The sequence below is a fragment of the Nocardia sp. FBN12 genome (genome assembly GCF_054031145.1).
The window spans coordinates 1,951,414-1,975,656 of record NZ_CM132926.1 but is presented as its reverse complement, the minus strand read 5'-3'; the positions used below and the strand labels follow the sequence as shown (position 1 = coordinate 1,975,656).

24 protein-coding genes and 1 riboswitch are annotated in these 24,243 nt (G+C 68.0%); of the genes, 14 read left to right on the top strand and 10 right to left on the bottom strand.

Going from position 1 to position 24,243, the window contains the following annotated elements; translation table 11 throughout:
- Positions 1-73 precede the first annotated feature (73 nt).
- Positions 74-173: riboswitch (glycine riboswitch) on the bottom strand.
- Between the two features lie 153 nt (positions 174-326).
- The 6 genes from ACWZHB_RS09790 to ACWZHB_RS09765 all read right to left on the bottom strand — a co-directional run bounded on the left by ACWZHB_RS09790 (position 327) and on the right by ACWZHB_RS09765 (position 4,287).
- The gene (locus tag ACWZHB_RS09790; RefSeq protein ID WP_131816826.1) at positions 327-884 is read right to left on the bottom strand and encodes a MerR family transcriptional regulator; all 558 of its coding nucleotides are present in this window, start codon (positions 882-884) and stop codon (positions 327-329) included.
- 156 nt (positions 885-1,040) lie between these two features.
- Positions 1,041-1,514 carry a bifunctional nuclease family protein gene (locus tag ACWZHB_RS09785; protein WP_056817654.1) on the bottom strand — a complete coding sequence of 158 codons (474 nt, stop codon included), beginning with the start codon at positions 1,512-1,514 and terminating at the stop codon, positions 1,041-1,043.
- A 159-nt stretch (positions 1,515-1,673) separates the two neighbouring features.
- Complete coding sequence (gene ftsR / locus ACWZHB_RS09780) at positions 1,674-2,459, bottom strand: transcriptional regulator FtsR (RefSeq protein ID WP_427907609.1); 786 nt, start codon at positions 2,457-2,459, stop codon at positions 1,674-1,676.
- An 88-nt stretch (positions 2,460-2,547) separates the two neighbouring features.
- The gene (gene odhI, locus ACWZHB_RS09775; RefSeq protein ID WP_101462719.1) at positions 2,548-3,033 is read right to left on the bottom strand and encodes an oxoglutarate dehydrogenase inhibitor Odhl; all 486 of its coding nucleotides are present in this window, start codon (positions 3,031-3,033) and stop codon (positions 2,548-2,550) included.
- 177 nt (positions 3,034-3,210) lie between these two features.
- A complete protein-coding gene (gcvH, locus tag ACWZHB_RS09770) occupies positions 3,211-3,624 on the bottom strand; it encodes a glycine cleavage system protein GcvH (RefSeq protein ID WP_427907608.1) in 414 nt (137 codons plus the stop codon).
- 27 nt (positions 3,625-3,651) lie between these two features.
- Entirely contained in the window at positions 3,652-4,287 is a 636-nt protein-coding gene (locus ACWZHB_RS09765; protein WP_427907607.1) for a CDP-alcohol phosphatidyltransferase family protein, read from the bottom strand.
- Positions 4,288-4,407: 120 nt separating this feature from the next.
- On the opposite strand from ACWZHB_RS09765, the gene ACWZHB_RS09760 reads away from it, so the two are divergent.
- The 3 genes from ACWZHB_RS09760 to ACWZHB_RS09750 all read left to right on the top strand — a co-directional run bounded on the left by ACWZHB_RS09760 (position 4,408) and on the right by ACWZHB_RS09750 (position 7,393).
- Positions 4,408-5,802, top strand: coding sequence for a DUF2252 domain-containing protein (locus ACWZHB_RS09760; RefSeq protein ID WP_427907606.1), 1,395 nt, complete (start codon positions 4,408-4,410; stop codon positions 5,800-5,802).
- A 96-nt stretch (positions 5,803-5,898) separates the two neighbouring features.
- Positions 5,899-6,777: a nuclease-related domain-containing protein gene (locus tag ACWZHB_RS09755; RefSeq protein ID WP_427907605.1), complete on the top strand. Its 879-nt coding sequence runs from the start codon at positions 5,899-5,901 to the stop codon at positions 6,775-6,777.
- Positions 6,778-6,796: 19 nt separating this feature from the next.
- Positions 6,797-7,393, top strand: a complete 597-nt coding sequence (locus ACWZHB_RS09750) for a phosphatase PAP2 family protein (RefSeq protein ID WP_427907604.1) — start codon at positions 6,797-6,799, stop codon at positions 7,391-7,393.
- 7 nt (positions 7,394-7,400) lie between these two features.
- On the opposite strand, the gene ACWZHB_RS09745 is transcribed toward ACWZHB_RS09750, so the two are convergent.
- Positions 7,401-9,338, bottom strand: coding sequence for an acyl-CoA dehydrogenase family protein (locus ACWZHB_RS09745; RefSeq protein WP_427907603.1), 1,938 nt, complete (start codon positions 9,336-9,338; stop codon positions 7,401-7,403).
- Positions 9,339-9,439: 101 nt separating this feature from the next.
- Between ACWZHB_RS09745 and ACWZHB_RS09740 the strand changes: the two genes are divergently transcribed.
- From ACWZHB_RS09740 to ACWZHB_RS09730, 3 genes are read left to right on the top strand one after another with little or no spacing between them, the layout of a single operon-like run.
- Positions 9,440-10,060, top strand: a complete 621-nt coding sequence (locus ACWZHB_RS09740) for a TetR/AcrR family transcriptional regulator (protein ID WP_427907602.1) — start codon at positions 9,440-9,442, stop codon at positions 10,058-10,060.
- 3 nt (positions 10,061-10,063) lie between these two features.
- Positions 10,064-10,990 (top strand): ABC transporter ATP-binding protein, encoded by a 927-nt coding sequence (locus ACWZHB_RS09735; RefSeq protein ID WP_427907601.1) that lies wholly within the window; start codon positions 10,064-10,066, stop codon positions 10,988-10,990.
- Entirely contained in the window at positions 10,987-12,618 is a 1,632-nt protein-coding gene (locus ACWZHB_RS09730) for an ABC transporter permease (RefSeq protein ID WP_427907600.1), read from the top strand. Before ACWZHB_RS09735 ends, ACWZHB_RS09730 begins: the two co-directional genes overlap by 4 nt.
- 45 nt (positions 12,619-12,663) lie before the next feature.
- On the opposite strand, the gene ACWZHB_RS09725 is transcribed toward ACWZHB_RS09730, so the two are convergent.
- Positions 12,664-14,163, bottom strand: a complete 1,500-nt coding sequence (locus tag ACWZHB_RS09725) for a sugar transferase (protein ID WP_427907599.1) — start codon at positions 14,161-14,163, stop codon at positions 12,664-12,666.
- Between the two features lie 490 nt (positions 14,164-14,653).
- On the opposite strand from ACWZHB_RS09725, the gene ACWZHB_RS09720 reads away from it, so the two are divergent.
- From ACWZHB_RS09720 to ACWZHB_RS09705, 4 genes are read left to right on the top strand one after another with little or no spacing between them, the layout of a single operon-like run.
- Positions 14,654-15,913, top strand: a complete 1,260-nt coding sequence (locus ACWZHB_RS09720) for a methyltransferase domain-containing protein (RefSeq protein ID WP_427907598.1) — start codon at positions 14,654-14,656, stop codon at positions 15,911-15,913.
- A gap of 14 nt (positions 15,914-15,927) precedes the next feature.
- Positions 15,928-16,704: a glycosyltransferase family protein gene (locus ACWZHB_RS09715; protein ID WP_427909126.1), complete on the top strand. Its 777-nt coding sequence runs from the start codon at positions 15,928-15,930 to the stop codon at positions 16,702-16,704.
- On the top strand, positions 16,701-17,351 hold the full coding sequence (locus tag ACWZHB_RS09710; protein WP_427907597.1) for a PIG-L deacetylase family protein: 651 nt from the start codon (positions 16,701-16,703) through the stop codon (positions 17,349-17,351). The genes ACWZHB_RS09715 and ACWZHB_RS09710 overlap by 4 nt, the downstream gene beginning before the upstream one ends.
- A 2-nt stretch (positions 17,352-17,353) precedes the next feature.
- A complete protein-coding gene (locus ACWZHB_RS09705; RefSeq protein WP_427909125.1) occupies positions 17,354-18,388 on the top strand; it encodes an NAD-dependent epimerase/dehydratase family protein in 1,035 nt (344 codons plus the stop codon).
- On the opposite strand, the gene ACWZHB_RS09700 is transcribed toward ACWZHB_RS09705, so the two are convergent.
- Entirely contained in the window at positions 18,366-18,929 is a 564-nt protein-coding gene (locus tag ACWZHB_RS09700; RefSeq protein ID WP_427907596.1) for a dTDP-4-dehydrorhamnose 3,5-epimerase family protein, read from the bottom strand. The genes ACWZHB_RS09705 and ACWZHB_RS09700 overlap by 23 nt on opposite strands.
- Before the next feature lie 14 nt (positions 18,930-18,943).
- Between ACWZHB_RS09700 and ACWZHB_RS09695 the strand changes: the two genes are divergently transcribed.
- On the top strand, positions 18,944-20,032 hold the full coding sequence (locus tag ACWZHB_RS09695) for a class I SAM-dependent methyltransferase (protein ID WP_427907595.1): 1,089 nt from the start codon (positions 18,944-18,946) through the stop codon (positions 20,030-20,032).
- A 229-nt stretch (positions 20,033-20,261) separates the two neighbouring features.
- A complete protein-coding gene (locus ACWZHB_RS09690) occupies positions 20,262-20,894 on the top strand; it encodes an MspA family porin (RefSeq protein ID WP_427907594.1) in 633 nt (210 codons plus the stop codon).
- A 47-nt stretch (positions 20,895-20,941) separates the two neighbouring features.
- Here the strand turns inward: ACWZHB_RS09690 and ACWZHB_RS09685 are convergent, their stop codons facing one another.
- Positions 20,942-21,778 carry a glycosyltransferase family 2 protein gene (locus ACWZHB_RS09685; RefSeq protein ID WP_427907593.1) on the bottom strand — a complete coding sequence of 279 codons (837 nt, stop codon included), beginning with the start codon at positions 21,776-21,778 and terminating at the stop codon, positions 20,942-20,944.
- Between the two features lie 221 nt (positions 21,779-21,999).
- Between ACWZHB_RS09685 and ACWZHB_RS09680 the strand changes: the two genes are divergently transcribed.
- Complete coding sequence (locus tag ACWZHB_RS09680; protein ID WP_427907592.1) at positions 22,000-23,061, top strand: glycosyltransferase family 4 protein; 1,062 nt, start codon at positions 22,000-22,002, stop codon at positions 23,059-23,061.
- The gene (locus ACWZHB_RS09675) at positions 23,058-24,194 is read left to right on the top strand and encodes a glycosyltransferase family 4 protein (protein ID WP_427907591.1); all 1,137 of its coding nucleotides are present in this window, start codon (positions 23,058-23,060) and stop codon (positions 24,192-24,194) included. The genes ACWZHB_RS09680 and ACWZHB_RS09675 overlap by 4 nt, the downstream gene beginning before the upstream one ends.
- Positions 24,195-24,243: the final 49 nt, after the last annotated feature.

Here is a 24,243-nt window from a genome sequence, read left to right as displayed (position 1 = left end):
AAACCCGGTCGGTGGACCGTGCCCCTTTCCCCGTGGGCGGGCAGCCGGATGCCACCGCTTTCCAGAGGCGTCGAATCACCGTGCGGTCCCTGTTGCCTGAGAGATTGACGGGGAGGTGCTGCTCCTTCGGCGCCCCGATTCTCACGAACCGAGGACTCTCCCGCACGGCGGCGACGCGGTATCAAGTCTAGATCAGTCCCGCCTCCCCGCGAATTCAGGCCAGACTCTGGTGCGAGGCCGGTCCGCGACGCGGCCGCCGGTCATCCGCCAGTCGCGCTAGCTCGTCCCCGGCGAGTTACCCATGTCCGAACGAGATCACCTCACACCTATCCGGTCTTGCGGTTCTCCCTCACCTTTCGGCGGAAGGAGAGTTCGTCCTCCGGGCGGTCGGTGATCGCGGTGGCCCGCTCCGCCGGGAAATCGGCGATCGCGCCGGTGAGCTCACGCATGGCACCGCCGACGGCGATGCCGAAGACGCCCTGCCCGCCCTGCAGTAAATCGACTACCTCCTCGGGCGAGGTGCACTCGTACACCGAGGTTCCATCCGAGAACAGCGTGATCCCGGCCAGATCGCCCACGCCACGACTGCGCAGGTGATCGACGGCGATCCGGATGTTCTGTAAAGAGATGCCCGCGTCCAGCAGTCGCTTCACGATCTTGAGGACAAGGATGTCCTTGAACGAGTACAGCCGCTGACTGCCCGAACCCGCCGCACCACGGATCGACGGCACGACCAGCCCGGTGCGGGCCCAGTAGTCGAGCTGACGGTAGGTGATACCGGCGACCTGACACGCGCTCGGCACCCGGTAGCCGACCAGATCATCCGGAACCGAGTCGTCCGGGAACAAGCCAGGCTGTACGACATCCTGCGTTTGTTCTTCCACTGATCGCTCCTTCTGCCGACGTTCTCGGGTCGGAGTCACGACGGTTGTTGCCCGACTTTCGAGGTTACTCCTGCCATTGTCGGACCTGCGGTGTTGTCACACCAAGCACCTGGACCAGCGATTCCCTCGACCTCTACTTCAGGTTAAAACCTTGGCTCAGCTGTCGGTCGCCTTGAAGTCGTCAGGAGACACCGACTCGAGGAACTCCTTGAACTTCTCCACCTCGTCTTCGCGCTCGTCGGGCATCACCAGACCCGCCTCGGCGAGCACCGGTTCCTCCGCGTAGATCGGGCACCCGACGCGCAGGGCGATCGCCACCGAATCCGAGGGTCGGGCCGAGACCCGCAGGTCGCCGTCGAAGACCAGATCGGCATAGAAGGTGCCCTCCTGCAGATCCACGATCCGCACTTCCTTGAGAGTGTGTCCCAGATCGGTGATCAGAATCTTGATCAGATCGTGAGTGAGCGGACGGATCGGCGTGACCCCCTCCTGCTCGAGCACGATCGCGGTGGCCTCGGCCTGCCCGATCCAGATCGGCAGATACCGCTCCCCCGACGCCTCCCGCAGCAGCAGCACGGGCTGGTTCTGTGGCTGCTCGACACGGATGCCGATGACACGCATCTCGCTCATGAGTAAGTCCTGCCTCCCATACTCGGCCGCCGGCCGGCACGACAGCTGCACAGCTCGCCGTATCAACGAGTCTAGGCGAATTCTGGGGCGCGCAAGAGAGACGTTCGAGCCGAAATCGGTGTGTAGCCGGGGTGATACCTGATCATCGGGCCGGGTGTGTCAGCCGCCGAGGGCCGTGCGCACCGCGGCTTTCACCAGCGCGGCGTGCAGGTTCAGCGATAACGCCGCGAGTTCGCGGACGGTCTCCTCGGCGCGGGCGCGCGCATCGGCATCGCGGCTCTTCGCGATGGGCGCGGCGATCTGCGCGATCAGGGCCGCCTCGCGGTCGGCGGCGAGTTTGAAGGCACGTAGATGACGTGCCTCCAGGCCGAATTCGGCCATCGCCTTCGCGGCGTGGGCGAGCGTCACCGCGTCGGACTCGAAGAATCCGCCCGCACCGGCGACGATGAGTCCCGCACGCAGCAGATCATCGAGGAAACGGTCGTCGATATCAGCCTTGGCCAGCAGGTCTGCCCTGGTGAGCCGAACGCCGACGTCGACGCGCAGTTCCTCGGGCGTGATCGCACCGGGAACGACTCCGAGGCGGCGCGGTGGAGCCTGGCCCGCCTCGATGTCGGCGTCCCCGGAGCCGGACACAGTGTGCCCGGCCTCCGTGGACCCGTGGTGGGAGTGCGCGCGGGCGCGCGCTTCACGCACGCCCAGCGTCGCCGCACCACTGTCGATCGCTTCCAACTGCTCCTTGATCACCTTCAACGGCAGATACTGATCGCGTTGCGCGGTCAGCACGAAACGCAGCCGTTCGTAGTCGGCCACGGAGAACCGCCGGTATCCCGACGGTGTCCGTTCCGGCCGGATCAGGCCCTCGGATTCGAGGAACCGGATCTTGGAGATGGTGATGTCAGGAAAATCTGGTCGCAGCAGGTCGAGCACGGAGCCGATCGACATTCCTCCGCGCGCCCACTGCGCCGCCCCTGTCACAGCACTGCGTCCTTCGCGAGCATCAAGCCCTTCACGGACACCAGTACCGTTGGGGTCATCGCGACCCCGCGCCCGACGCCGACTCGTTCGCCTGCGTGCGCGGACCGGTCAGGAAGACCAGCCGGAACTTGCCGATCTGGACCTCGTCGCCGTTCTGCAGCTCCGAGGAGTCCACCGGCTCCCGGTTGACGTAGGTGCCGTTGAGGCTGCCCACATCGACGACCTGAAACGAGTCGTCGTCCTGACGGAACTCGGCATGCCGACGGCTGACGGTGACGTCGTCGAGAAAGATGTCACTGTCGGGGTGGCGGCCTGCCGACGTGGTCGGCTGATCCAGCAGGAAACGCGAGCCCGCGTTCGGGCCACGCTTGACCACCAGGAGGGCCGCGCCGGCAGGCAGGCCTTCAACGCCCTGAACCGGCTGTTCGCCGGTCGGCTCTGCGGAGCGCGACGCGTCGACCTCGTTGAGGAAGTCCGCGCGGAAGACCGACGTCGTCTCGGCCGCGGTTTCCCCGTAACCCGGGTCCCTGTTCTCGCTCACCGTTTCTCTCCTCCTCGAACCTGATTATCCATGCAAGCAGGTGCTGTATTCGGCGACACGACCGGCGCGATCACATCGCCAGGAAAAGATCCCGGCGTCGATTCCCCGACGTATCCGCTTGGCTTTGACCGTACCCTGCCGGGGCGTGCCCGTGCAGGGAGAACTGTGAAGGCTGAGTCAGCCCCCGATAACTCCTTGGTAACCCGCTGCATCCAGCAGTTCACCGAGGGCGGAATCCAGGGTTGCCTCGTCGTCGAACGCGAGCTCGAACAACCAGCCCGCGTCATACGGATCGGTGTTGAGGGTTTCCGGCGTTTGCACCAGATCCTCGTTCACCGCAACGACTTTGCCGCTGAGCGGAGCGTAGATGTCGGACACGCTCTTGGTCGACTCGACCTCGGCGATGCTGTCGCCGACGGTCACATCCTTGTCGACATCGGGCAGTTGGACGAACACGACGTCACCCAGCTGTGACTGGGCGTAATCGGTGATGCCGACACGGACCGCCGTGGGGCTGGTCCGCCGCACCCATTCGTGCTCTTCGGTGTAGCGCAGTTCCTCAGGGGTCCGGGTCACAGGACGTCCTTTCATCGTCGACGTTGCACGCAACAGTATCGACTAGCTCCCACGGTGCGGCACAGGCGGTATCGATCGCGCGACCGCGACCGCCAGCCCCGCGTAGAGCACCCCGGTCCAGACGTAGAGTGCAGTACCCCAGATCAGCAGTGCCCAGCCGAAGGCCCACCCGAAACTCGCCCCCGCCCAGTCCATCTCCCCGGTCAGCATCCACGGCAGCGCCGACATCAGCGCGAAGGTCGCGGCTTTGCCCAGGTAGATCACTTCCGGCGCGGGGAGATCGCGCCGCTTGTACACCGAGAGCGTCGCGGTGAGCACCAGATCGCGTGCGATCAAGATCACCGCGATCCACCACGGCAGCAGGCCGCGTGCGACGAACGCCACCAAGGTGGTGACGAGGTACAGCCGGTCGACGAGCGGGTCGAGCAGAGCGCCAAGACGCGAGGACTGGTCGAGCAACCTGGCGAGTTTGCCGTCGAGGAAATCAGTGAACCCGCTGGCGATCATCAGCGCGAACGCCCAGCCGTCGGCATGGCGGACCAGCAACAACCACAGGAACAGTGGGATACCGATCAGCCGGAGCAGACTCAAGACATTGGGCACGGTCAGGATGCGGTCGCTGAACACGCCACCGGTTTCGGTGTCGTGCGTGCCCGGCGTTCCCGATTCGGTTGCCACGCCCCTGCTTACCGCACCGACCCCGTCCGGCGCCATCCGGCCACGCCGAAACGCCGTCGATGCCGCTTCGTGTCGAGCGTGGCGTGCCCGACGCGCGGCGACCGGCTAACCTGGGCAGTTGTGTCCGACAGTGGTATTGATCTGCGCTCCTACATCTCCGCCGAGGATGCCCGCGAACGTGGCCGCGCCGCCAGGCAGCGGGTGCCTGTCACCGAGCGCGACCGTGCGGCGCAGAACCATGACCGGCCGACGGTGCGCGAGTTCATCGATGCCAGCAATCGTGGTCGGCTCGAGCACCTGATTCCGCTGCGGATCGGGCGGATGACCGCCTCGCCGTTCACCTTCTTCCGCGGCGCCGCGGGATTGATGGCGGCCGATCTCGCCGCCGGACCGGACAGCGGTCTGGCCGCGCAGATCTGCGGTGACGCGCACGCCGCCAACTTCGGCCTCTACGGCACACAACGTGGCGAAATCGTGATGGATATCAATGACTTCGACGAAACCGTCATGGGTCCCTGGGAGTGGGATCTGGAGCGGCTGGCGGCGAGTCTCGTGCTGGCCGGACGCGAAGGCGGCGTCGACTCCGACGATTGCCTGCGCGCCGCATGCGATGCCGCGCGTTCCTACCGCCGCACCGCCGCCGAACTGGCCGAGATGCCGTTCATGCAGTCCTGGACGGCATTGCCCGACGAGTCGATCCTGACCAGCGCGAAGGCCGAAGACCTCCTCGACGACTTCAAGAAGGCCGCGAAGAAGGCCCGCAAGAACACCAGCGCCAAGGTGGTGGCGAAGTGGACCGAGCACCTCGACGACCACGAGACCGATATCCGCAAGCACCGTTTCGTCAGCGACCCGCCCGTACTCACCTCGGTCGACGCGCCGATATCGGAAGCCGTGATCGACGGCCTGCAGCAGTACGCGAGCACCATCCGGGAGTCGCGGCGCAATCTCCTTTCCCGGTTCACGGTCTCCGATGTCGCGTTCCGCATCGTCGGCACCGGCAGCGTCGGCCTGCACAGTTACGTGGCGCTGCTGCACGGCAACGACGGCGAGGCGGTGGTGTTGCAGGTCAAGCAGGCACGCCCGTCCGCGCTCGCCCCGTTCCTGCCCCCGACCACGCCCCGCCACGAGGGCGAGCGGATCGTGGTCGGCGCCCGGACGGTGCAGTCCGAGACCGATATCCTGCTGGGCTGGACGACGATCGAACTCGACGAGTCGCTGCCGTTCATCGTGCGCCAGTTCCGCAATCTCAAGGGCAGTATCGACCCGGCGACCCTGTCCGCCGACGATCTCGACGACTACGGGCGGCTGGCCGGCGCGCTGCTGGCCCGGGCACACGCCCGCTCGCTCGACCCGCGCGCGCTGGCGGGCTATCTGGAAACCGACGACGACGACGACCGATTCGAGGAATCGGTGGCCGCCTTCGCCGTGCGCTACGCCGACCGCACCGAGGCCGATCACGCCGAACTGGTCGCCGCGGTGGACGCGGGCACGATCGCCGCTGAACGAGATTGATCGAGCTACGATGTACGCCAACGGTTCTCGGCACAGCTTGCGTTTGCCGGGCACCGCGCCAACGACCAACGAAGGGCGGTCTTCATGCTCGTGCGCGTGCAGAATGCGGCAGGCAGCGATGCCGAGGCGGCACTGATCGACTGGTTGCGCACCTGGAAGGACCCGGCGAGCCCGCACGGCGTCGCCACGATCAACTGCAGCCTGTTCCATCAGGATCGGCTGCACCAGTTCGACGCGGTGGTCTGGACCCCCACCAGTTGCGTGATCATCGAGGCCGAGACGTTCACCGCACCGCAGGACGGCGTGCTGGAGATCCCGCTCAACGGCCCGTGGATGGTCTCCGGTGAACTCGCCCAGTTCGCGGGTGCGGAGAAGTCGACGCCGCTCGAGCGCTCGCGCGACCACACCTTCGCCCTGCAGGACTATCTCGCCGCCCGTGGTCTCGGCCAGCGCGCGGTGCACGGTCTGGGCCTGATCGTGCCGATGCCCGGCGCCCAGATCGACGTGCACCAGGGCTGGAGCGACCCGAGTTTCGATGTGATCGTTACCGACGACCCGCACCGGCTCGAGATGTACTTCGAGTTGCTGGCCGAGAAGGAACACAATCTCTGGACGGCCAACGACATCGCCATCGCGTTCCGCGGTCTCGGTATCCTGCCGTATCTGCCCGCACCGCAGGACCTGCTCAACGAGGGTTTTCTCGGCCCGATCGACGTGACGCTGTGGCACGGCGGACCGACCCAGGCGGCCGCGGAGGCCTACGCCGAGGAACAGGCCAAGCTCGAGCGCGAAGCGAGCTCCCGTGGCATGGTCGCGCCGTGGTACAGCCCGTGGAAGCTGTATCCGCGGGTCGGTGGCGATCTCGATTTCGGCCGGGCGTTCCTGCGGATCACCCTGGCCCTCGGCATGATCGTGGCGATCGTGTGGGTGCTGTGGTTCCTGGTCACCGCGGTGCTCACCTACGGTCCGGCCTGAGCGAGGCCGGGCGGCTGCCGTGATCGAGCGTGTTCGCGGCACCACCGTCGCCCGGGTGACGGCGATCGGGGCCGGTGCCGCGCTGACCGCGGCGATTCCGTCGACGTTCGGCACCGACGGCGGCGCGAGCGAACTGGACGCCGTGGTCTCGGAGGACACCGTCTCCCCCGGTCTCGCGCACGTGCTGGTGGCGCCGAGCAACGCACCGGTGGTCGTGGCACTTCTGCTGGCCGCGTGCGCGTGGTTCGCCCTGCGTCACCAGTGGTGGCAGGCCGTGACCATGCTCGTGGTTCCCGAGATCGCGTTGTCGGTCAACACCTGGTTGCTGAAACCGCTGTGGGATCGGCAGCTGGACGACCATCTTGCCTACCCCAGCGGCCACACCGTCCATATGGTCGCTGTCGCAACAACTTTCGCGTGTTTGGTGGCCCAGCTCCGGACACGGATCGTGGTCGCGACGCTCACCGTGCTCGCCCTGATCGCGATCACTCCCGGCATGGCCGAATTGGGCTACCACCACCCCACCGATGTGCTCGGTGGGGCAGCGGCGGCCGCATCGATGTCGATCGCCCTGTGCTGGCTCTCCGATGCCCTACGTGCCCGTAGCGGCGCGTAATGCGGAGCTACGCCTGGCGACGGTCGAAAACGCTGGCGTCGTGCAGCATTTCGGCGCGCAGCATCGTCTCGGGCACACCCATCGCCTCCACCAGGGTCAGCGCGTCGGGACGCAACCGGTCGACGAGTTCGTTCACCCCGCGCCGCACCGCCTTGGCCCGCTCCACCGACATGAACCGGTGCATGATGAACCAGGCCAGGTTCTCCTCCAGCGCGGCGTAAACATAGAGGTCGCAGACGGTTTCAGCGAGCGCCTTCGCGTCCGGGTCCTCGATGGTGGCGATACCGTCGACGAATTCCTCGAGGACGAGCCGGTCGATGTGCGCGGCGCCGGCGGCCAGGATGTGGTCCTGGGCGTTGTTGAACGCCTCGAACGGGCCGGTGTCGGCGGCGCGGGCGCGCAGCCGGTGCGCGGCGGTGCGCAGCAGGTAGTCCTCGCGGTCGGCGAACAGCTGTAGCTGCACGTCGCGTTTGGACAGGTCGCCCTCGTCGACGGTCTCGTCGTTGCGGTCGCGCAGGGTCTGGATCAGCTGCCGCACACCGGAGCGTTTGCGCACCACGTCACCGGCCATGGTGGCGGCGAATCGCACCCAGCCGAGCGCGTCGAGGTCGCGAACCTCGTCGGAGTAGGCGGTGAGCAGTTCCTTGGCCACGAGCTGGGTCAGGACGACATTGTCGCCTTCGAAGGTGGTGAACACGTCGGTGTCGGCCTTCAGCGTCACCAGGCGGTTCTCGGTGAGATAGCCCGCGCCGCCACAGGCTTCGCGGCATTCCTGGATCGCCCGCGTGGCATGGCGGGTCTGGGCGACCTTCAGACCGGCGGCCCGCTTCTCCAGCGCCCGCTGTGAACTCGGTTCGGTGTCGCGCCCGCTCTGGATCAGATCCATCCGGCGCACGAGGTCGTTCTGGGCGAAGGCCAGCGCGAACGACTTCGCCACCAGGGGCAGCAGCCTGCGCTGATGGCTGCGGTAGTCCAGCAGCAGGGTCTCTTCGCCGGTGTCGGGGTCGGCGAACTGGCGGCGCGCCAGCGCGTACCGCACGGCGATACTCAGCGCCACGCGGGCGCCCGCGGCGGCCGCTCCGCCGACACTGACCCGGCCACGCACCAGCGTCCCGAGGGTCGTGAAGAAGCGGCGGCTCGGGTTCTCGATCTCCGAGCTGTACGTGCCGTCCGGGGAGACGTCGGCGTAGCGATTGAGCAGGTTCTCGCGGGGGATCCGCACGTGGTCGAAGACGATCCGGCCGTTGTCGACACCGGGCAGCCCGCCTTTGAGGCCGTCGTCGTAGGTGGTCACGCCGGGCAGGTCCGCGCCGAGTTCGTCGCGGATCGGCACCAACAGACAGTGCACGCCCTGGCTCTCACCGCCGACGATCAACTGGGCGAACACGGCGGCGATCCGCGCGTGGATCGCGGCGCCACCGATGTAATCCTTGCGCGCCGACGGGGTCGGGGTGTTGATGACGAATTCCTGGGTGGCCGGCTCGTAGGTCGCCGTGGTCTCCAGATCGGCGACATCGCTGCCGTGCCCCGACTCGGTCATCGCGAAACAGCCGAGCAGATCCAGCGAGATCAGGCGCTTGATGAAGTCGCGGTGGCGTTCGGTGCCCAGGTTCTCGACCGCGCCGCCGAAGAGTCCCCACTGCACACCGGACTTCACCCATAGCGACAGGTCGGTATAGGCCAGCATCTCCAGCCCGACGACCGCGCCGCCGGGGTCGCCGGTGCCGCCGTTCTCGGGCCGGAAGCCACGCTCGGGGTATCCCATCGTCGCGATCACGCGCATCTGGTCGAGCACGCGAGCCCTGGCCGCGTGGATGTCGAGTTCGGGATCGTCGGTGAATTCCTCGCCGGCGAGCTGTGTTCGCGCCTGTTCCCTGACCGTGCGCCACGGTCCGTCCAGCGCTGCGCGGAGATGTTCTGCCGTCGTCGATGTGCCGGTAGCCATGGCATCGACACTAGCCCGCGCACGAAGTCTCACCCCGGCTCGAAACTCGGTTCGGGCGAAAGTCTTGCCAACGTATTGAACGCGCGTTTAACATATTGAACATGCGTTCAGCCGACCTCAACACCGCCGCCAGGATTCGCGATGCCGCCATCGAATTGTTCGGTGAGCAGGGCTTCGGCGTCGGCGTCCGGGCGATCGCCGCCGCGGCCGGGGTATCGCCCGGGCTGGTGAACCATCACTTCGGCTCCAAGGACGGCCTGCGCGCGGTCTGCGACGAGCGTGTGCTCGAGATCATCCGCGACGAGAAGCTGCGCGCGCTCCAGGCGCCGGGTCCGGCGGGGATCTTGAACGCGATGGCCGAGATCGAGATGTACGCACCCCTGGTGGCCTACATGCTGCGCAGCTTCCAGGCCGGCGGCCCGCTGTCGGAGTCGTTGCTCGAGCACATGATCACCGACGCGGTGCAGTACATGCAGACCGGCGTCGACGAGGGCAAGGTCAAGCCGAGTCGCGACCACGCCGCACGCGCCCGCTACATCGTGCTCTGCCACGTCGGCGCGATGAACCTCTACCTCCAGATGCGCATGCAACGCGAAGGAAAACTCGACTACCGCAAGGCGATTCGTGAGCTGTCCGACGAGATCACCTTTCCGGCGCTCGAGCTCTACACCCAAGGATTACTCACCGATTCCACCATGCTCGACACCCTTTTCGAGGAGTAGACGATGCCCACCCCCACCGCTGATCGGGTCATCGATGTCGCGGGCCTGCGCAAAACGTTCGGCCGCTTCACCGCACTCGACGGACTCGACCTACACGTCAGTGCCGGCGAGATCCACGGCTTTCTCGGTCCCAACGGCGCAGGCAAGTCCACCACCATCCGAGTCCTGCTCGGCGTGCTGCGCGCGACCGGTGGCGACGCCGCGGTCTTCGGCCGCGATCCGTGGACCGATGCGGTCGACCTGCATCGCCGGATCGCTTATGTCCCCGGCGATGTCACGCTGTGGCCGTCGCTGTCGGGTGGCGAGACGATCGATCTGCTCGCCCGCATGCGCGGTGGATTGGATGCCACGCGGCGCGACGCGTTGATCGAACGATTCGAACTCGACCCCACCAAGAAGGCACGCACCTATTCCAAGGGCAACCGGCAGAAAGTCGCGCTGGTGTCGGCCTTTTCGGCGAACGCGGACCTGCTGATCCTCGACGAGCCGACCTCGGGTCTCGACCCGCTGATGGAGCAGGTCTTCCAGGACTGCGTGCACGACGCCGCCGCCCGCGGTGCGACGGTACTGCTGTCGAGCCACATTCTGTCCGAGGTCGAGCACCTGTGCGACCGCGTGACGATCATTCGCGCCGGCCGCACCGTCGAGTCCGGTTCACTGAACGATCTGCGCCACCTGAGCCGCACCGCCATCACTGCCGATCTGATCGGTGACCCGGGCGATCTGAGCACGATGCCCGGCGTCGGCGATGTCGAACGCGACGGTTCGACCCTGCGCTGCCAGGTCGACGCCGAGAACCTCGGCGCCCTGATCCGGGTACTCGGCGACGCGGGCGTCCGTAGCCTGACCAGCGCCCCACCGACGCTGGAGGATCTGTTCCTTCGCCACTACCACGTAGACACCGAGGCCGCGGAGAAGGTGCGGGCATGACCACGACAGTCGCTCTCCCCCATTTCACCGGAACATCGCGCACCGCGGGCGAATTCGCCGGCACCGGCCAGATGCTGCGCCTGTACCTGCGTCGCGACCGGGTGGTCGCCCCACTGTGGTCGTTGCTGATCGGGCTGATGCCCGCACTGCAGATCGTCTCGATCAAAGACATCTACGCCACCCAGGAACAGCTCGACCACTTCGCGACGACCACGGCGGCGAGCCCGGCGCTGATCGCCATGTACGGGCCGGTTTTCAGCTCGGCGCTGGGATCCATCGGCACCTGGAAGGCCGGAGCGATGTACGCGATGATCGCGATCGCGGCCGTCCTCACGGTGATCCGGCACACCAGGGTCGAGGAGGAGACCGGCCGCGCGGAACTGGTCAGCGCCACCAGCATCGGCCGGTTCGCCGGTCTCACCGGAGCGCTCCTGCTCACCTACGGCGCGTCGGTGCTGGCCGGAATCGCCTGCGCCGCTTCGCTGATGGCCACAGATCTGCCCGTCGGAGGTTCAGTTGCCTTCGGTGCGGCGCTCGCCGGATCCGGCATCGTGTGGGGTGCGGTCGCCGCGGTCGCCGCGCAGGTGAGCACCGGCGCCCGGCTCGCCCGCGGCATCGCCCTCGGCGCGCTGGGCGCGGCATTCGCGGTGCGCGCGGTCGGCGACGCGGGAAACGGTGTGCTGTCCTGGTTCTCGCCGCTCGGGTGGTGCCTGCAGATCCGCCCGTTCGCCGACGAGCGCTGGTGGGTCCTCGTTCCCCTGGCCGCCCTCGGCGCAGGCGCGACTCTGCTCGCGTATCGATTGCTGCGGACCCGAGATGTCGGTGCGGGCCTGCTGGCCGACCGTCCCGGACCGGCCGTCGCGGGCGCCGCGCTGTCGGACCCGGTGGGTCTGGCCTGGCGATTGCAGCGGGGCTCGCTGCTCGCCTGGACAACGGGCTTTGCCCTGTACGGGTTGCTCATCGGCGGTGCGGTGAACAGCATCGGCGGCATGCTCGACGACGGCGGCACCCTGCAGGACGTGGTCACCTCGCTGGGCGGGTCGGCGGATCTGGAGAAGTCGTTCATCGCCTACGCCGTCACGATGCTGGCCGCCGCGGCCGCCGCCTACTCCGTCTCGGCGGTGTTGCGGCTGCACGAGGAGGAGAACTCGGGCCGCGCCGAGACGGTCCTGGCGGCCGCGGTGGGGCGGGTGCGGTTCGCGTCGAGCCACCTGCTGTTCGCGATCGGTGGGCCCGCTGTGGCGCTGCTGGCGTCCGGGCTCGCGATCGGAATCGTCTGGGGCGCAACCGATGGCGATGTCCCCGGCAAGATCGGGGAGTCGTTGGGCGCGGTGGCGGTACAGCTTCCCGCGGTCTGGGTGGTCACCGCGATCGCGATGCTGCTGTTCGGTGCGCTCCCCAAATACGCGTCGCTGGCGTGGGCGGCGCTGAGCGCGATGATCGTGATCTTCCTGCTCGGCTCGCTCGGCAGCTTCCCGCAGTGGGTCCTCGATCTGGTCCCGTTCATCCACCCGCCGAAGCTGCCGGGTGCGGCGTTCGAGATCGCGCCGGTCGCCTACCTGCTCGCCGTCGCGGGCGTGGGAATCCTGCTGGGGCTCATCGCTTTCCGTCGCCGCGACCTGCGCTGACCGGCACCCGGTCCGGGGTGGTGAGCTCTCCTCGCCACCCCGGTTTCAGTATGCGCCGTCGCCGCGGGTGACCGCGCCGATGGTGCGCGCGATCAACGCCAGATCCAGCACCATCGACCAGTTCTCGACATAGGACAGGTCCAGCCGTACCGAGTCCTCCGGCGACAGATCCGAGCGCCCGCTCACCTGCCACAACCCGGTGACGCCCGGCTTCACCAGCAGCCGCCTGCGCATTTCCCCGTCGTAGCTGTCCACTTCACGCTGAACCTGTGGCCGCGGCCCGACGACGCTCATGTCGCCACGCAGCACGTTGAAGAACTGGGGCAGCTCGTCGAGGCTGTACTTGCGCAGGAACCGGCCGACGGCGGTCACTCGCGGATCGTCTTTGACCTTGAAGAACAACGGATTTCCACCGTGCCGCTCGATCAGCGCCTCCACCGCGCTGTCGGCATCGACGAGCATGCTGCGGAACTTGATCATCCGGAACGGAATGCCGTCGCGCCCGATCCGCTCCGACGAATAGAACACCGGCCCCGCGCTCGTCAGCTTCACAGCGACCGCGATCGCGGCCAGCATCGGCGCGATGAGCACCAACACGGTCGCGGCAAAACACAAGTCGAACAACGCTTTACCGCTCGACTTCGCTCGTCCGTACTGCGGTGGATCGATGTGCAACATCGGCATCCCGGCGACGATCCGGTTGGTCAACCGCGCCCCCGCGATGTCGACCACGCCGGGCGCCACGATCAAATCGACACCGAGTGGATCCAAGGCCCATGCCATCCGCCGCAATTCGGCGGGCCCGAGATGATCGGTCGCCGCCACGGCCACCGCATCGGCCCCGCTGCGGCGCACCGCCTCCAGCACCGAACGATCGTCACCGAGCACCGAAGGTCCGTCGGTCGTATCGAACTGCGCGCCCACCGATCCCGCGGGCACGCACACCCCGACAACCCGATAGCCGGACCCGGGATCGCCGGTGAACGCCGACGCCATCGCCTGCGCGGCCTCCGGTGACCCGACGACCAGCATCGCGGTATGGCACCGCCCCTGCGCGCGCCACCGGCGCAACCGCCACCGCCACGCCAGCCGCCCCGCGAGCAACGCGAACAGCCCGGCGGGCAAGGCGATGGCGAGATAGCCACGCGCGACCTCCACCCGGAACAGCAGCGCGAGGATCGCGAGCACCCCGAACAGGCGCAAGGTCGCCGACACCAGCCTGCGGAACTCCTCGCTGCCGGTCCCGACCACCTGCGGCGTCCGGCTACCGTACCCGTGCAGTAACGCCAGCCAGCCCGCGGCCAAGGCCAGCGACACCACGGAGTAACCGACCTCGTAGGGCAGCGGCCAGGCCAGCGGCGGCGCGGCGGGGCCGCCGAAACGGATGGCCTGGGCCGCCACGACCGCGCCGAACACCGCGATCACATCGGTCACGACCAGCCGCTGGACCAGCGCGCTCTGCCAGCTCTCGCGCTGCGTCCGGCGTAACGCCTGAACACCGTTGACAACATCGACGTCGCCACTACCGGTGAGCTCGTAGCTCATGAACCCACACCCTCCCCTTCGGGAGACGAATCGTTTCCCGATCCCCATCGACCGGAACGCGGCCGATGCGGCCGTCCTACTGCCCGTCGATTCGATACCCGCCCGCTGATTGTTACAGACCCCCAGGCGGACTCCCCGCCGAAGATTCAGCGCCACAACGGATTCCAGAAGTTAGCCACATCACAGGGCAATCGAACAGCTATCACCGAGCTGTTATCGCCTTTCCGGTATGTACGCAGGACAGTCACTTTCACCAGTGAATGGCGTCACAAGAGCGCGAGGAACGGTCGCCCTCGCCAGCGGTTTGCCGGTGCCGGATCGACCTGGTCGAACTCCGAAACATACCATGAAACTGTTTCTGCCCCCGGCCTTTCGGGGCGCCGGCGTCCCGCCCACCGCTGTAACGTCTGCGCTCCCCGATCCGACTTCCGGCATGACCGGCAGCAGCCGTGACAGCTTTGGTGAACGTGCAAGAAGGTGGGGGTTCCCCGTGCAATGTCGACTCTGCGATTCCGGACGGCTCACGAGCGTGCTCGACCTCGGCGCCACCCCTCCGTGCGAGAGCTTCCTGTCCGCGACCGAACTCGACCTGCCCGAATCGACATATCCACTGCACCTGCGGCTGTGTGAGGACTGTCTGCTGTTGCAGATCCCGGCGCTGATCACGCCCGAGGACACCTTCACCGAATACGCCTACTTCTCCTCGTTCTCCGACAGCTGGGTCCGCCACGCCGAAGAGTTCGTGAGCGCGGCCGCCGAGCGGCTCGACCTCGGTTCCGATTCGTTCGTCGTGGAGGTGGCCAGCAACGACGGCTACCTGCTGCGGCACGCGGTCGCCCGCGGTATCCGCTGCCTCGGCATCGAGCCGTCGGTCAATGTCGGTCGCGCGGCGCGCGAGATCGGTGTGCCGACGGAAACAGCGTTCCTCGAACCGGATTCGGCCGCACGTGTCCGCGCCGAGCACGGGCCGGCCGACCTCGTCGTCGCCAACAACGTCTACGCCCACATTCCGGACCTGCGCGGGTTCACCCACGCGCTGCGCACCCTGCTCAGCGACGACGGCTGGCTCAGCATCGAGGTGCACCACGCGCTGAACCTGGTCGAGCTCGGCCAGTTCGACACGATCTATCACGAGCATTTCCAGTACTACACCGTCCATTCCGCGCGGCGCGCGCTGGCGATCGCCGGCCTGACCGTCGTCGATGTGGAACTGCTCGATACCCACGGCGGCTCGATCCGGTTGTGGGCACGCCCCGACGCCGTCGCCGAGCCGACCGCGCGCGTCGCCGAGGTCCTCGACCTCGAACGCGCGGCGGGCCTGCACGAACCGGCCGGTTACACCGCACTCGGTGCCCGCGCCGAATCGGTTCGCCAGGAGCTGCTGCGCTTCCTGCTCGACTGCCGCGCGGCGGGCAAGCGGGTGGTGGGCTACGGCGCGCCGGGTAAGGGCAACACCCTGCTCAACTACTGCGGAATCCGGCCCGACCTGCTCGAGTACACCGTGGACCGCAACCCGTACAAGCACGGCCGCTACACGCCCGGCACCCGGATCCCGATCCATCCGCCGGAACGCATCGACGCCGACAAGCCCGATGTGGTGCTGGTCCTGCCGTGGAATCTCGAAACCGAGATCACCGCCCAACTCCGCCATGTCGGCGAGTGGGGTGGCGAACTGATCTATCCGCTGCCGGTGCTGCATCGCGGTACCCCGGCAGGCGAACCGGTCGCGGCCGGCGCACACTCCGAATGAAGGTGAACGAACCGATGAAGGTCGTGCTGTTCTGCGGCGGATACGGCATGCGCATGCGCGGCGGATCCGGCGACGTCGTCCCCAAGCCGATGCAGTTGGTCGGCCCGCGCCCGCTGCTGTGGCACGTGATGCGCTATTACGCGCACTACGGCCACAAGGAGTTCGTACTGTGTCTCGGTTACGGTGCCGAGCACATCAAGAACTTCTTCCTCACCTACCAGGAATCGGCGTCCAACGACTTCGTGATCCGCAACGGTCAGATGGAGCTGCTTGGCAGCGACATCAGCGACTGGTCGATCACCTTCGTCGACACCGGTGTCGAATCCGCGATCGGGGAGCGGCTGCGCCGCGTGCGCTCCCACCTCGACGGCGACGAGTACTTCCTGGCCAACTACGCCGACGTGCTCACCGACGCGCCGCTGGACACCATGATCGAACGCTTCCACGCCTCGGGTGCGGCCGCGTCGATGATGGTGGTGCCGCCGCAGTCCTCGTTCCACTGCGTGGACATCTCACCGACGGGCGAGGTGAAGGACATCGTGCCGGTGGCGCAGATGCCGCTGTGGGAGAACGGTGGCTACTTCGTGCTCAGCCAGGAGATCTTCGATCTGCTGCCGCCCGGTGGCGATCTGGTGGCCGACGCGTGCGGCACGCTCGCCGGGCAGGGCAGGCTCTTCGGCTACCAGCACCTGGGTTTCTGGAAGCCGGCCGACACCTTCAAGGAGCGCGCCGAACTCGACGACGCCTACCGCAACGGCACCCGGCCGTGGATGGTGTGGGACCAACCGTGATCGGGTTGTTCACCCAGCCGCCGCGCCGCATCGCGGTGCTCGGGGCGCATTGCGACGATATCGCGATCGGCATGGGCGCGACACTTCTCGCACTCACCGGTGCCGACCCCGATGTCGAGGTTCGGGCGCTCGTGCTGTCCGGCGGCGGCACCGCACGCGAGGACGAGGAACGCGCGGCGCTGACCGCCTTCTGCTCGGGCACCGAACCCGACCTGCGGGTCCTCGATGTGCCCGACGGCCGCGCACCCGCGCACTGGGATCGGATCAAAGACGCGCTCGCGGAGTTTCGTCGCGGCGGTGAACCCGAGGTGGTGTTCGCGCCGCATCGAGGCGACGCCCACCAGGACCACCGGCTGCTCGCCGAATTGGTACCGACCGAGTTCCGCGACCACCTGACCCTGGGTTACGAGATCCTCAAATGGGAGACCGACACCCCGGCTCCGACGCTCTACCACCCGCTGAGTCATACACTCGCGCAACAGAAATCGCAGCTACTCCACAAGCACTATCCATCGCAGACGGGCCGCGACTGGTTCGACGAACAGGCCTTCCTCGGGCTCGCCAGGATGCGTGGTGTGCAGTGCCACGCGCCGTACGCCGAGGCGTTCGTGCTCGACAAAGCGATCATCAGATGGGAACAGACGTGAACATGCGGGTACTGGTCACCGGGCACCAGGGCTATCTCGGCACCGTGATGGTGCCGGTGCTGCGGGCGGCCGGCCATCAGGTCACCGGGCTCGACATCGGCTACTTCGCCGACTGCGTGCTGGGCGAATTCGCCGGCGATCCCGCGGGTTTGACGGTGGACCTGCGTGCGGTCACCGTCGAGCAGCTGCGCGGTTTCGACGCGGTGATCCATCTGGCCGCGTTGTCGAACGACCCCCTCGGCGCGCTGGCGCCGGAGATCACCTACGACATCAACCATCACGCGTCGGTGCGCCTGGCCCGGCTCGCCAAGGAGGCCGGGGTCTCCCGGTTCCTCTACGCGTCGACCTGCTCGGTCTACGGTGCCGCGGGCGCCGACCTCGTCACCGAGGACGCTCCGCTGCGCCCGATCACCCCGTACGCCGAGAGCAAGGTACGGGTCGAAGACGACGTGGCCGCCCTCGCCGACGATGATTTCGTCCCGGTATTCCTGCGCAATGCCACAGCTTTCGGGTTCTCGCCGCGTCTGCGAGCCGATATCGTGCTCAACAATCTGGTCGGTTACGCGGTACTCACCGGCGAGGTGAAGGTGCTCTCCGACGGCACCCCGTGGCGGCCACTGGTGCACGCGCAGGACATCGCGACCGCGTTCGCCACCTGTCTCACCGCGCCCGCCGCCGACGTCTCGTGCCGGGCGTTCAATATCGGCACCGAGATCAACAACCTGACCGTCGCCGAGATCGCCGCCTCCGTGGTCGAGGCCGTGCCGGGTTCGACGCTGCTGATCACCGGCGAGAGCGGCGCCGACCCACGATCGTACCGGGTCGACTTCTCTTCCGCGCGTGAAGTTCTCGGCTTCGAGGCACAGTGGACGGTGCCCGCTGGTGCGGCCGAGCTGTGCACCGAGTACACCGCGCGCGGACTCACCTCGGACGCGTTCTTCCGTCGCTTCACCCGGTTGCCACACCTGCAGGGGCTGTGCGATTCCGGGGCGCTCGACGCGCAACTGCGCCGGATCAGTGCGTCGGCGTCAGCCTAGCCAGCAACGCGGCCCAGCTCCCGGCTCCCGCGTCCCGCGCGGAGACCGGGCCGACGGGCAGCGGCCAGTCGATGGCGAGCTCGGGGTCGTCATAGGCGACCCCGAGGTCTTCGGCCGGATCGTGTGGGCGGTCGATGCGGTAGCAGACGTCGGCGATCTCGGTCAGCGCCTGGAATCCGTGCAGGAAACCGGGCGGCACGTACAGGTGGTGGAACTGCTCGTCGTCGAGCCGAAACGCCTGGCGCGCACCGAACGTCGGCGACTCCGGGCGGATGTCGACCAGCACGTCGTGCACCGCACCGTGTGCGCACCGCACCAGCTTGGCCTCACCACGCCCACCGCGGCCGTGCATGCCACGGATCACCCCGCGCACCGACCGCGACTGCGAGTCCTGCACGAAGGCGGCCGCCGCGCCCGGCACCCCGAGGTGGGCGTCGAACTCGCCCGCGTCGAAGGTGCGGGTGAACAATCCACGCTCGTCCCGGAACGGTTCGGGAACGAGTACCACCACGTCGGCCAGTTCGGTCCGCTCGATACGCACGAGGACATCCTCCCATGACCCGCCGATGCCGCGGCTGCGCGAAGTCCGCACTCGTTCCCGTACTCGACCTGGGGTCGGTCCCGGCGGCGGACCACTTTCCGCCACGTGACGCTCCGGTCACCGACACCGAATCCGGCCATCCGCTGCGCATGGACCAGTGCACGACGTGCGGGCTCGCCCAGCTCGCCGACGACGACACCGTCACGGCCGAACCCCACGGCATCGAACCGCGGGCCCTGCGCGACCAGGCCGCCGAGGCGGTGGGTCTGGTGCGTTCCGCCGGACTGCTGCGCGGATCCACGGTCACCGAGTTCGGGAGCCCCCACGGCGGCACCTGGCTTCCCCTGCTCGCCGAGCACGGTTTCGCCGAAAGTGCCAGCGGACCAGCCGATGTAGTACTCGACTGCTTCGGCATCATGCATGAACCCGATCAGCGGGTGGCGTTCGCGGTCCGCGCCGCCGCGACGGCTCCTGATGGGGTGCTGCTGGTGCAGTACCACTCGCTGGCCACCATCGTCGCGCAGGGACAGTGGAATGCCCTGCGGCACGGGCACTTCGCGTATTACTCGCTGCGGGCCCTGCGCACACTGCTGCGGGGCGCGGGGATGAGCGTGGTCACCGCGTGGGAGTTCGAGCTCTACGGCGGCACCGTGCTCCTCGCTGTTCGCCACGGCGACCACGCTTCCGACATCTCAGTGGAAAGGCTGTTCGCCCGCGAGGCCCCTTCGCTGAGCGCCGTCGACGCGCTCCAGGAGACAGTCGACCACCACATCCGCACGCTGCACGCCTGGATGGAAACTGGTGCGGCACAAGGGCATCGGGTCTACGCCTACGGTGCCGCATCCCGAGCGGTAGCGCTGCTGAGCATGGCGGGCGCACACCGCGGCCTGCTCGCCGGTGTCGCCGACGCCTCACCCGGAAAGCAGGGCTGCCGGATGCCGGGCACCGACGTGCCCATCATCTCCCCCGCCGATCTGGTCGCCGCCGACCCCGATGTCGTACTGCTGACGCTGCCCGATCTGCTCGCCGAGGTCAGCGCCGGACTGCCCGAACTCGACGGCCGCTGGATGATCGACGACCCAGCGGGCCCACGCAAGCCATAGTCGCGTGCGCGGATTGTGGCATAGAAGACTTTATGTCGATCAGCGCATGATCAGCCGGCGTGGAATACTCGGAATGCCCAGCGCCGCACCATGATCGAGCCGCTGACCGCGGTCGAAAGCGGTCGCCGCCGGCCCACCGCAGTGTCGCGATGGCCGGTGCCCGGATCCTAGGGGGACAGCGGCGCCGAACGCATCGTTCGACGGGCGAGTTCGCAGGGGAAGAAATCATATGAGGGGAATCACCGTGCTCGCATCGCGCGCGCTGCGTTTCGCAGCGATGGTCTCGGCCGTCGCCGTCGGTCTCACCATGGGGGCAGGCGCCGCAGGCGCCGGAATCGACGCCAGCAGTACCGTTCTCGACGGCAAGGACCGCACCGTCGAAGCCATCCAGTCCGACACCAGGATCGACTTCGTCGCCCCGCTGGACGGCAATCCGCTCACCCGCGAGTGGTTCCACAGCGGCGCCGCCTCCTACCGGATCTCCGGTCCGGACGCCGAGGCCTGGTCGGGCCACATCATCATCGGCTACCAGGTCGGCTACCCCGCGACCCTCGACGGCAAGCTCAGGTTCGAGTGGTCGACGCCGAGCCTCGGTATCGAGATCGGCAGCGATCCCAGCGCGACGTTCGACGGGCTGATCCCGACGGCGGGCATCGAACTGACAGTCGGCTTCGGGCCGGGCATCCAGGAGGTCGAGGTCGCCGGTGGTGACATCGCCGGAACCGAAGGCGTCCTGCGCCTTTCGGGCTTCCATGGCACCGTCACCGGTGTTCTCGGCCAGACCAATGTCCGCCCGTTCGTGAAGATCGTCAGCTCGTCCGGCGACACCGTCGTCACCTACGGCAAGACCTTCTCGATCTGAGCCGAGTCGCCCCGGCGGGCGTGGTGTCGCCGGGGCGTTCGCCGACGTCAACCGCCGGGTCGCACCGCGCCGACCGCGCCCAGTGTCCGCACCCGCACCCGCTCCATGATCTGCCCGACCAGGCGCAGGTCACCGGTGAGGACATCGGCACGCGTAACCAATTCGGGGTGGTCGGCGACGAGTCTGTGATGGAAGCGATACATGTCGGTGAGCTTGGACCTGGTGGTGGTGCGGCTGCACAGGTTGAACGAGGAATTACGCCAGGCGGCGACGATGCGGTCCATGCCGACGAAGTGACCGCCGGTGGCGACGCGGGCGAAGAGGTCGACGTCCATCGGGAACACCAGGTCGGGGCGCAGGCCGCCGACGCGCTGGTAGTCGGCCAGGCGGAACATCGCCGCGGCTGTCGGCCCGAATTCGGCCGGTCCGCGTCGCACGATGACCTTGGCCAGTTCCCGTGGCGTGCGGCGGCCGAGCAGACCGGGCAGACCGAGGTCGGTCTCGAGCAGACCGCCCTGCTCGTCGATCACGTCGAAACGTCCCGCGCAGATCGCGACCGAGGGGTCGGCCATCAGCGCCCACTGTTCGGTCAGCGCGCCGGGGCGCAGAATGTCGTCGGCACACACCACTTTCACCAGGTCACCGGACGCGGCCCGGATCACCCGGTCCCAGTTGGCCCCGATCGGCAACACCGATTCGTTGCGCAGCACGCGCACCCGGGGGTCGCCGGTGGACCGGGCGATCTCGCCCGTGCGGTCGGCGCTGGCATTGTCGAGAACGAGCAGTTCGAACTCGGCGTCCTCGGCGAGCACCGATTCCAGCGTCACCGCGAGCGTCCGCTCGGCGTCGTAGGCAGGTACACACACCGTCAACGCGGAAACCATCGTCGCACTCCCTGTCACCGGGGAATGCCCTGTTGCACCCCCGCCTCCCCTTGTCCCGAATCTACCTCAGCCCGTTACTGCCTGCCGTCCGGTAAGCCCGAATCCGGTTGCTCCCCTAGACTGTGGGTTGATAGCGAATTCGCCGGTCGGGACGCACTTCGCGGGACACATGATGAAGGGTGCGGAGGTTGACGACTGCGACCGCAATGGCTCGTGTGCACATGACCGGATCGGAATGGTTCGGTGCCACACCGGGCGGACTCAACCGGTATTTCACCGATCTGTATCGAGCACTGGCGCGGCAACCCGACGTCGCGGTGACCGCGGCCGCGTTCGGTTCCGCCGACGACGCGGGCGCGCAATCATGGGGGCCGACAGGCGGTTCGACACTGCACCGCACCCGCACAGCGCTGCTCGCGCGCGCGGAACTCGCCCCCGGTACCGTTGTGGACCGGCACTTCTGCCTGTACGGACCCCTCGCCCGGACCGCGACGACGAAGCTGCCGCTGGTCGTCCACTTCCATGGTCCGTGGGCGCAGGAGAGCGCGATGGCGGGCGAATCCGCCCGTGCGGTGCGCGCGAAGTACCTGTTCGAGCGACTGCGCTACCGCGGCGCCGACCGATTCATCGTGCTGTCGGGCCACTTCCGTGATGTGCTCGAACGCGATTACCACGTGCCCGCCGACCGGATCTCGATCATTCCGCCCGGCGTCGACCTGGACCGATTCCGCGCCGCGCCGCTCGACACCACCACCGCGACCCGGACCGTGCTGTGTGTGCGCAGGCTCGAGCGGCGCATGGGCATCGACGTGCTGTTGCGGGCGTGGCCGCGGGTGCTGGCCGCGCATCCCGACGCGCGACTTGTCGTCGTCGGCACCGGCACCGCCGCAGCGGATCTGCGCGCCGAGGCGGCCGGGCTCGCCGACACTGTCGAGTTCACCGGCCGGGTCAGCGACGACCAGCTCACCCGGCTCTACGCCGAGGCCACCGTGTCGGTGGTGCCGACGGTCGCGCTGGAAGGTTTCGGCCTGATCGCCCTGGAGTCCCTGGCGGCGGGCCGGGCACCGATCGTCACCGACTGCGGCGGGTTGCCGGATGCGGTGCGCGGTCTCGATCCCACCCTCGTCGTCCCCGCGGGCGAACCCGACGCGCTCGCCGCTCGGCTCGTCACCGCCCTCGACGGCACCGTTCCCGACCCGGCCGCCTGCCGCGCGCACGCGCAGACCTTCACCTGGGAGGTCGCGGCGGCCCGGCACGCAGCCCTGTACCGGGACCTGCGATGACCCGAGCAGTCTTTCTCGCGCATACCGCGGCACCGTCCGGCGCCGAACTCGCCACCCTCCGAATGCTGGACGCGTTGCGCGCCACCGGCCGCTACCAGGTCACCATGCTCTACACCGAGGACGGCCCGATGGTGGCCCGAATGCGGGCACGCGACATCGAAACACGGGTTGTCACAGGACGATTCGACTCACGGGCCATGCGTATCGGCACCGGACTGCTCGGACTGATCACCGGTTTCATCGCCCTGCTGCGGTTGGGCTGGGCCGTCGGCGCGGTCGTGAACCAGACCCGCGCCGATGTTGTCGTCGCCGAGAGCACCAAGGCGCTGGTCCTCGGCGCCGTGGCCGCCCGCCGCGCGCGGGTTCCGCTGGTGTGGCAGGTCCACGACCGCGTCTCCCCCGACTACTTCGGCAAGATTCCCGCCCTGGCGATCCGCACACTGGCCCGGCTCCTGTGCCGCGGCCAGCTGGCCAACAGCCGCGCGACCGCCGCCACCCTGCCGACCGGCCTCCCGACCGCGATCGCCTACCCTGGCGTCGAACTGCCTGCGGCACAAGCCGATCCGCGCACCCGCCCGGCCGCCGACGCCGTGGTCGTCGTAGTCGGCAGGCTCAGCCCGTGGAAAGGCCAGGACGTCTTCCTGCGCGCGATCGCCGCGCTGCGGGTGCGGCCTGCCCGCGTCGTTCTGGTCGGCGGCACCTTCTTCGGCGAGGAGCCCTATCGCGCGCAGCTCGAGAAGCTCGCGGCCGAATTGGGTGTGGCCGCCGAATTCACCGGCCATGTCGACGATCCCGCCGAGTATCTCACCGCCGCGGACATTCTCGTGCACTGCTCGGTGCTGCCCGAACCGTTCGGGCAGGTTGTCGTCGAAGGCATGGCCGCCGGTTGCGCGGTGATCGCCGCGACACCGGGTGGTCCCGCCGAGATCATCCACAGCGGGGTCGACGGCTTACTCGTACCCGGCGGCGATGTCGCCGCGCTGGCCGCCGCGCTGGACACCCTCCTGCACGATCCCGCCCACCGCGCCCGCCTCGCCGAAGCGGGCCGGGATCGCGCGCGTGACTTCGACATCCATGCCAGTGCGCGCACCGTCGCCGACTTCCTCGACACTGTGGTGCCCCGCGGTGACTGAGCACGATCGCTACCTGGCCACCGTCACGACCGACGTTTTCCCGCACGTG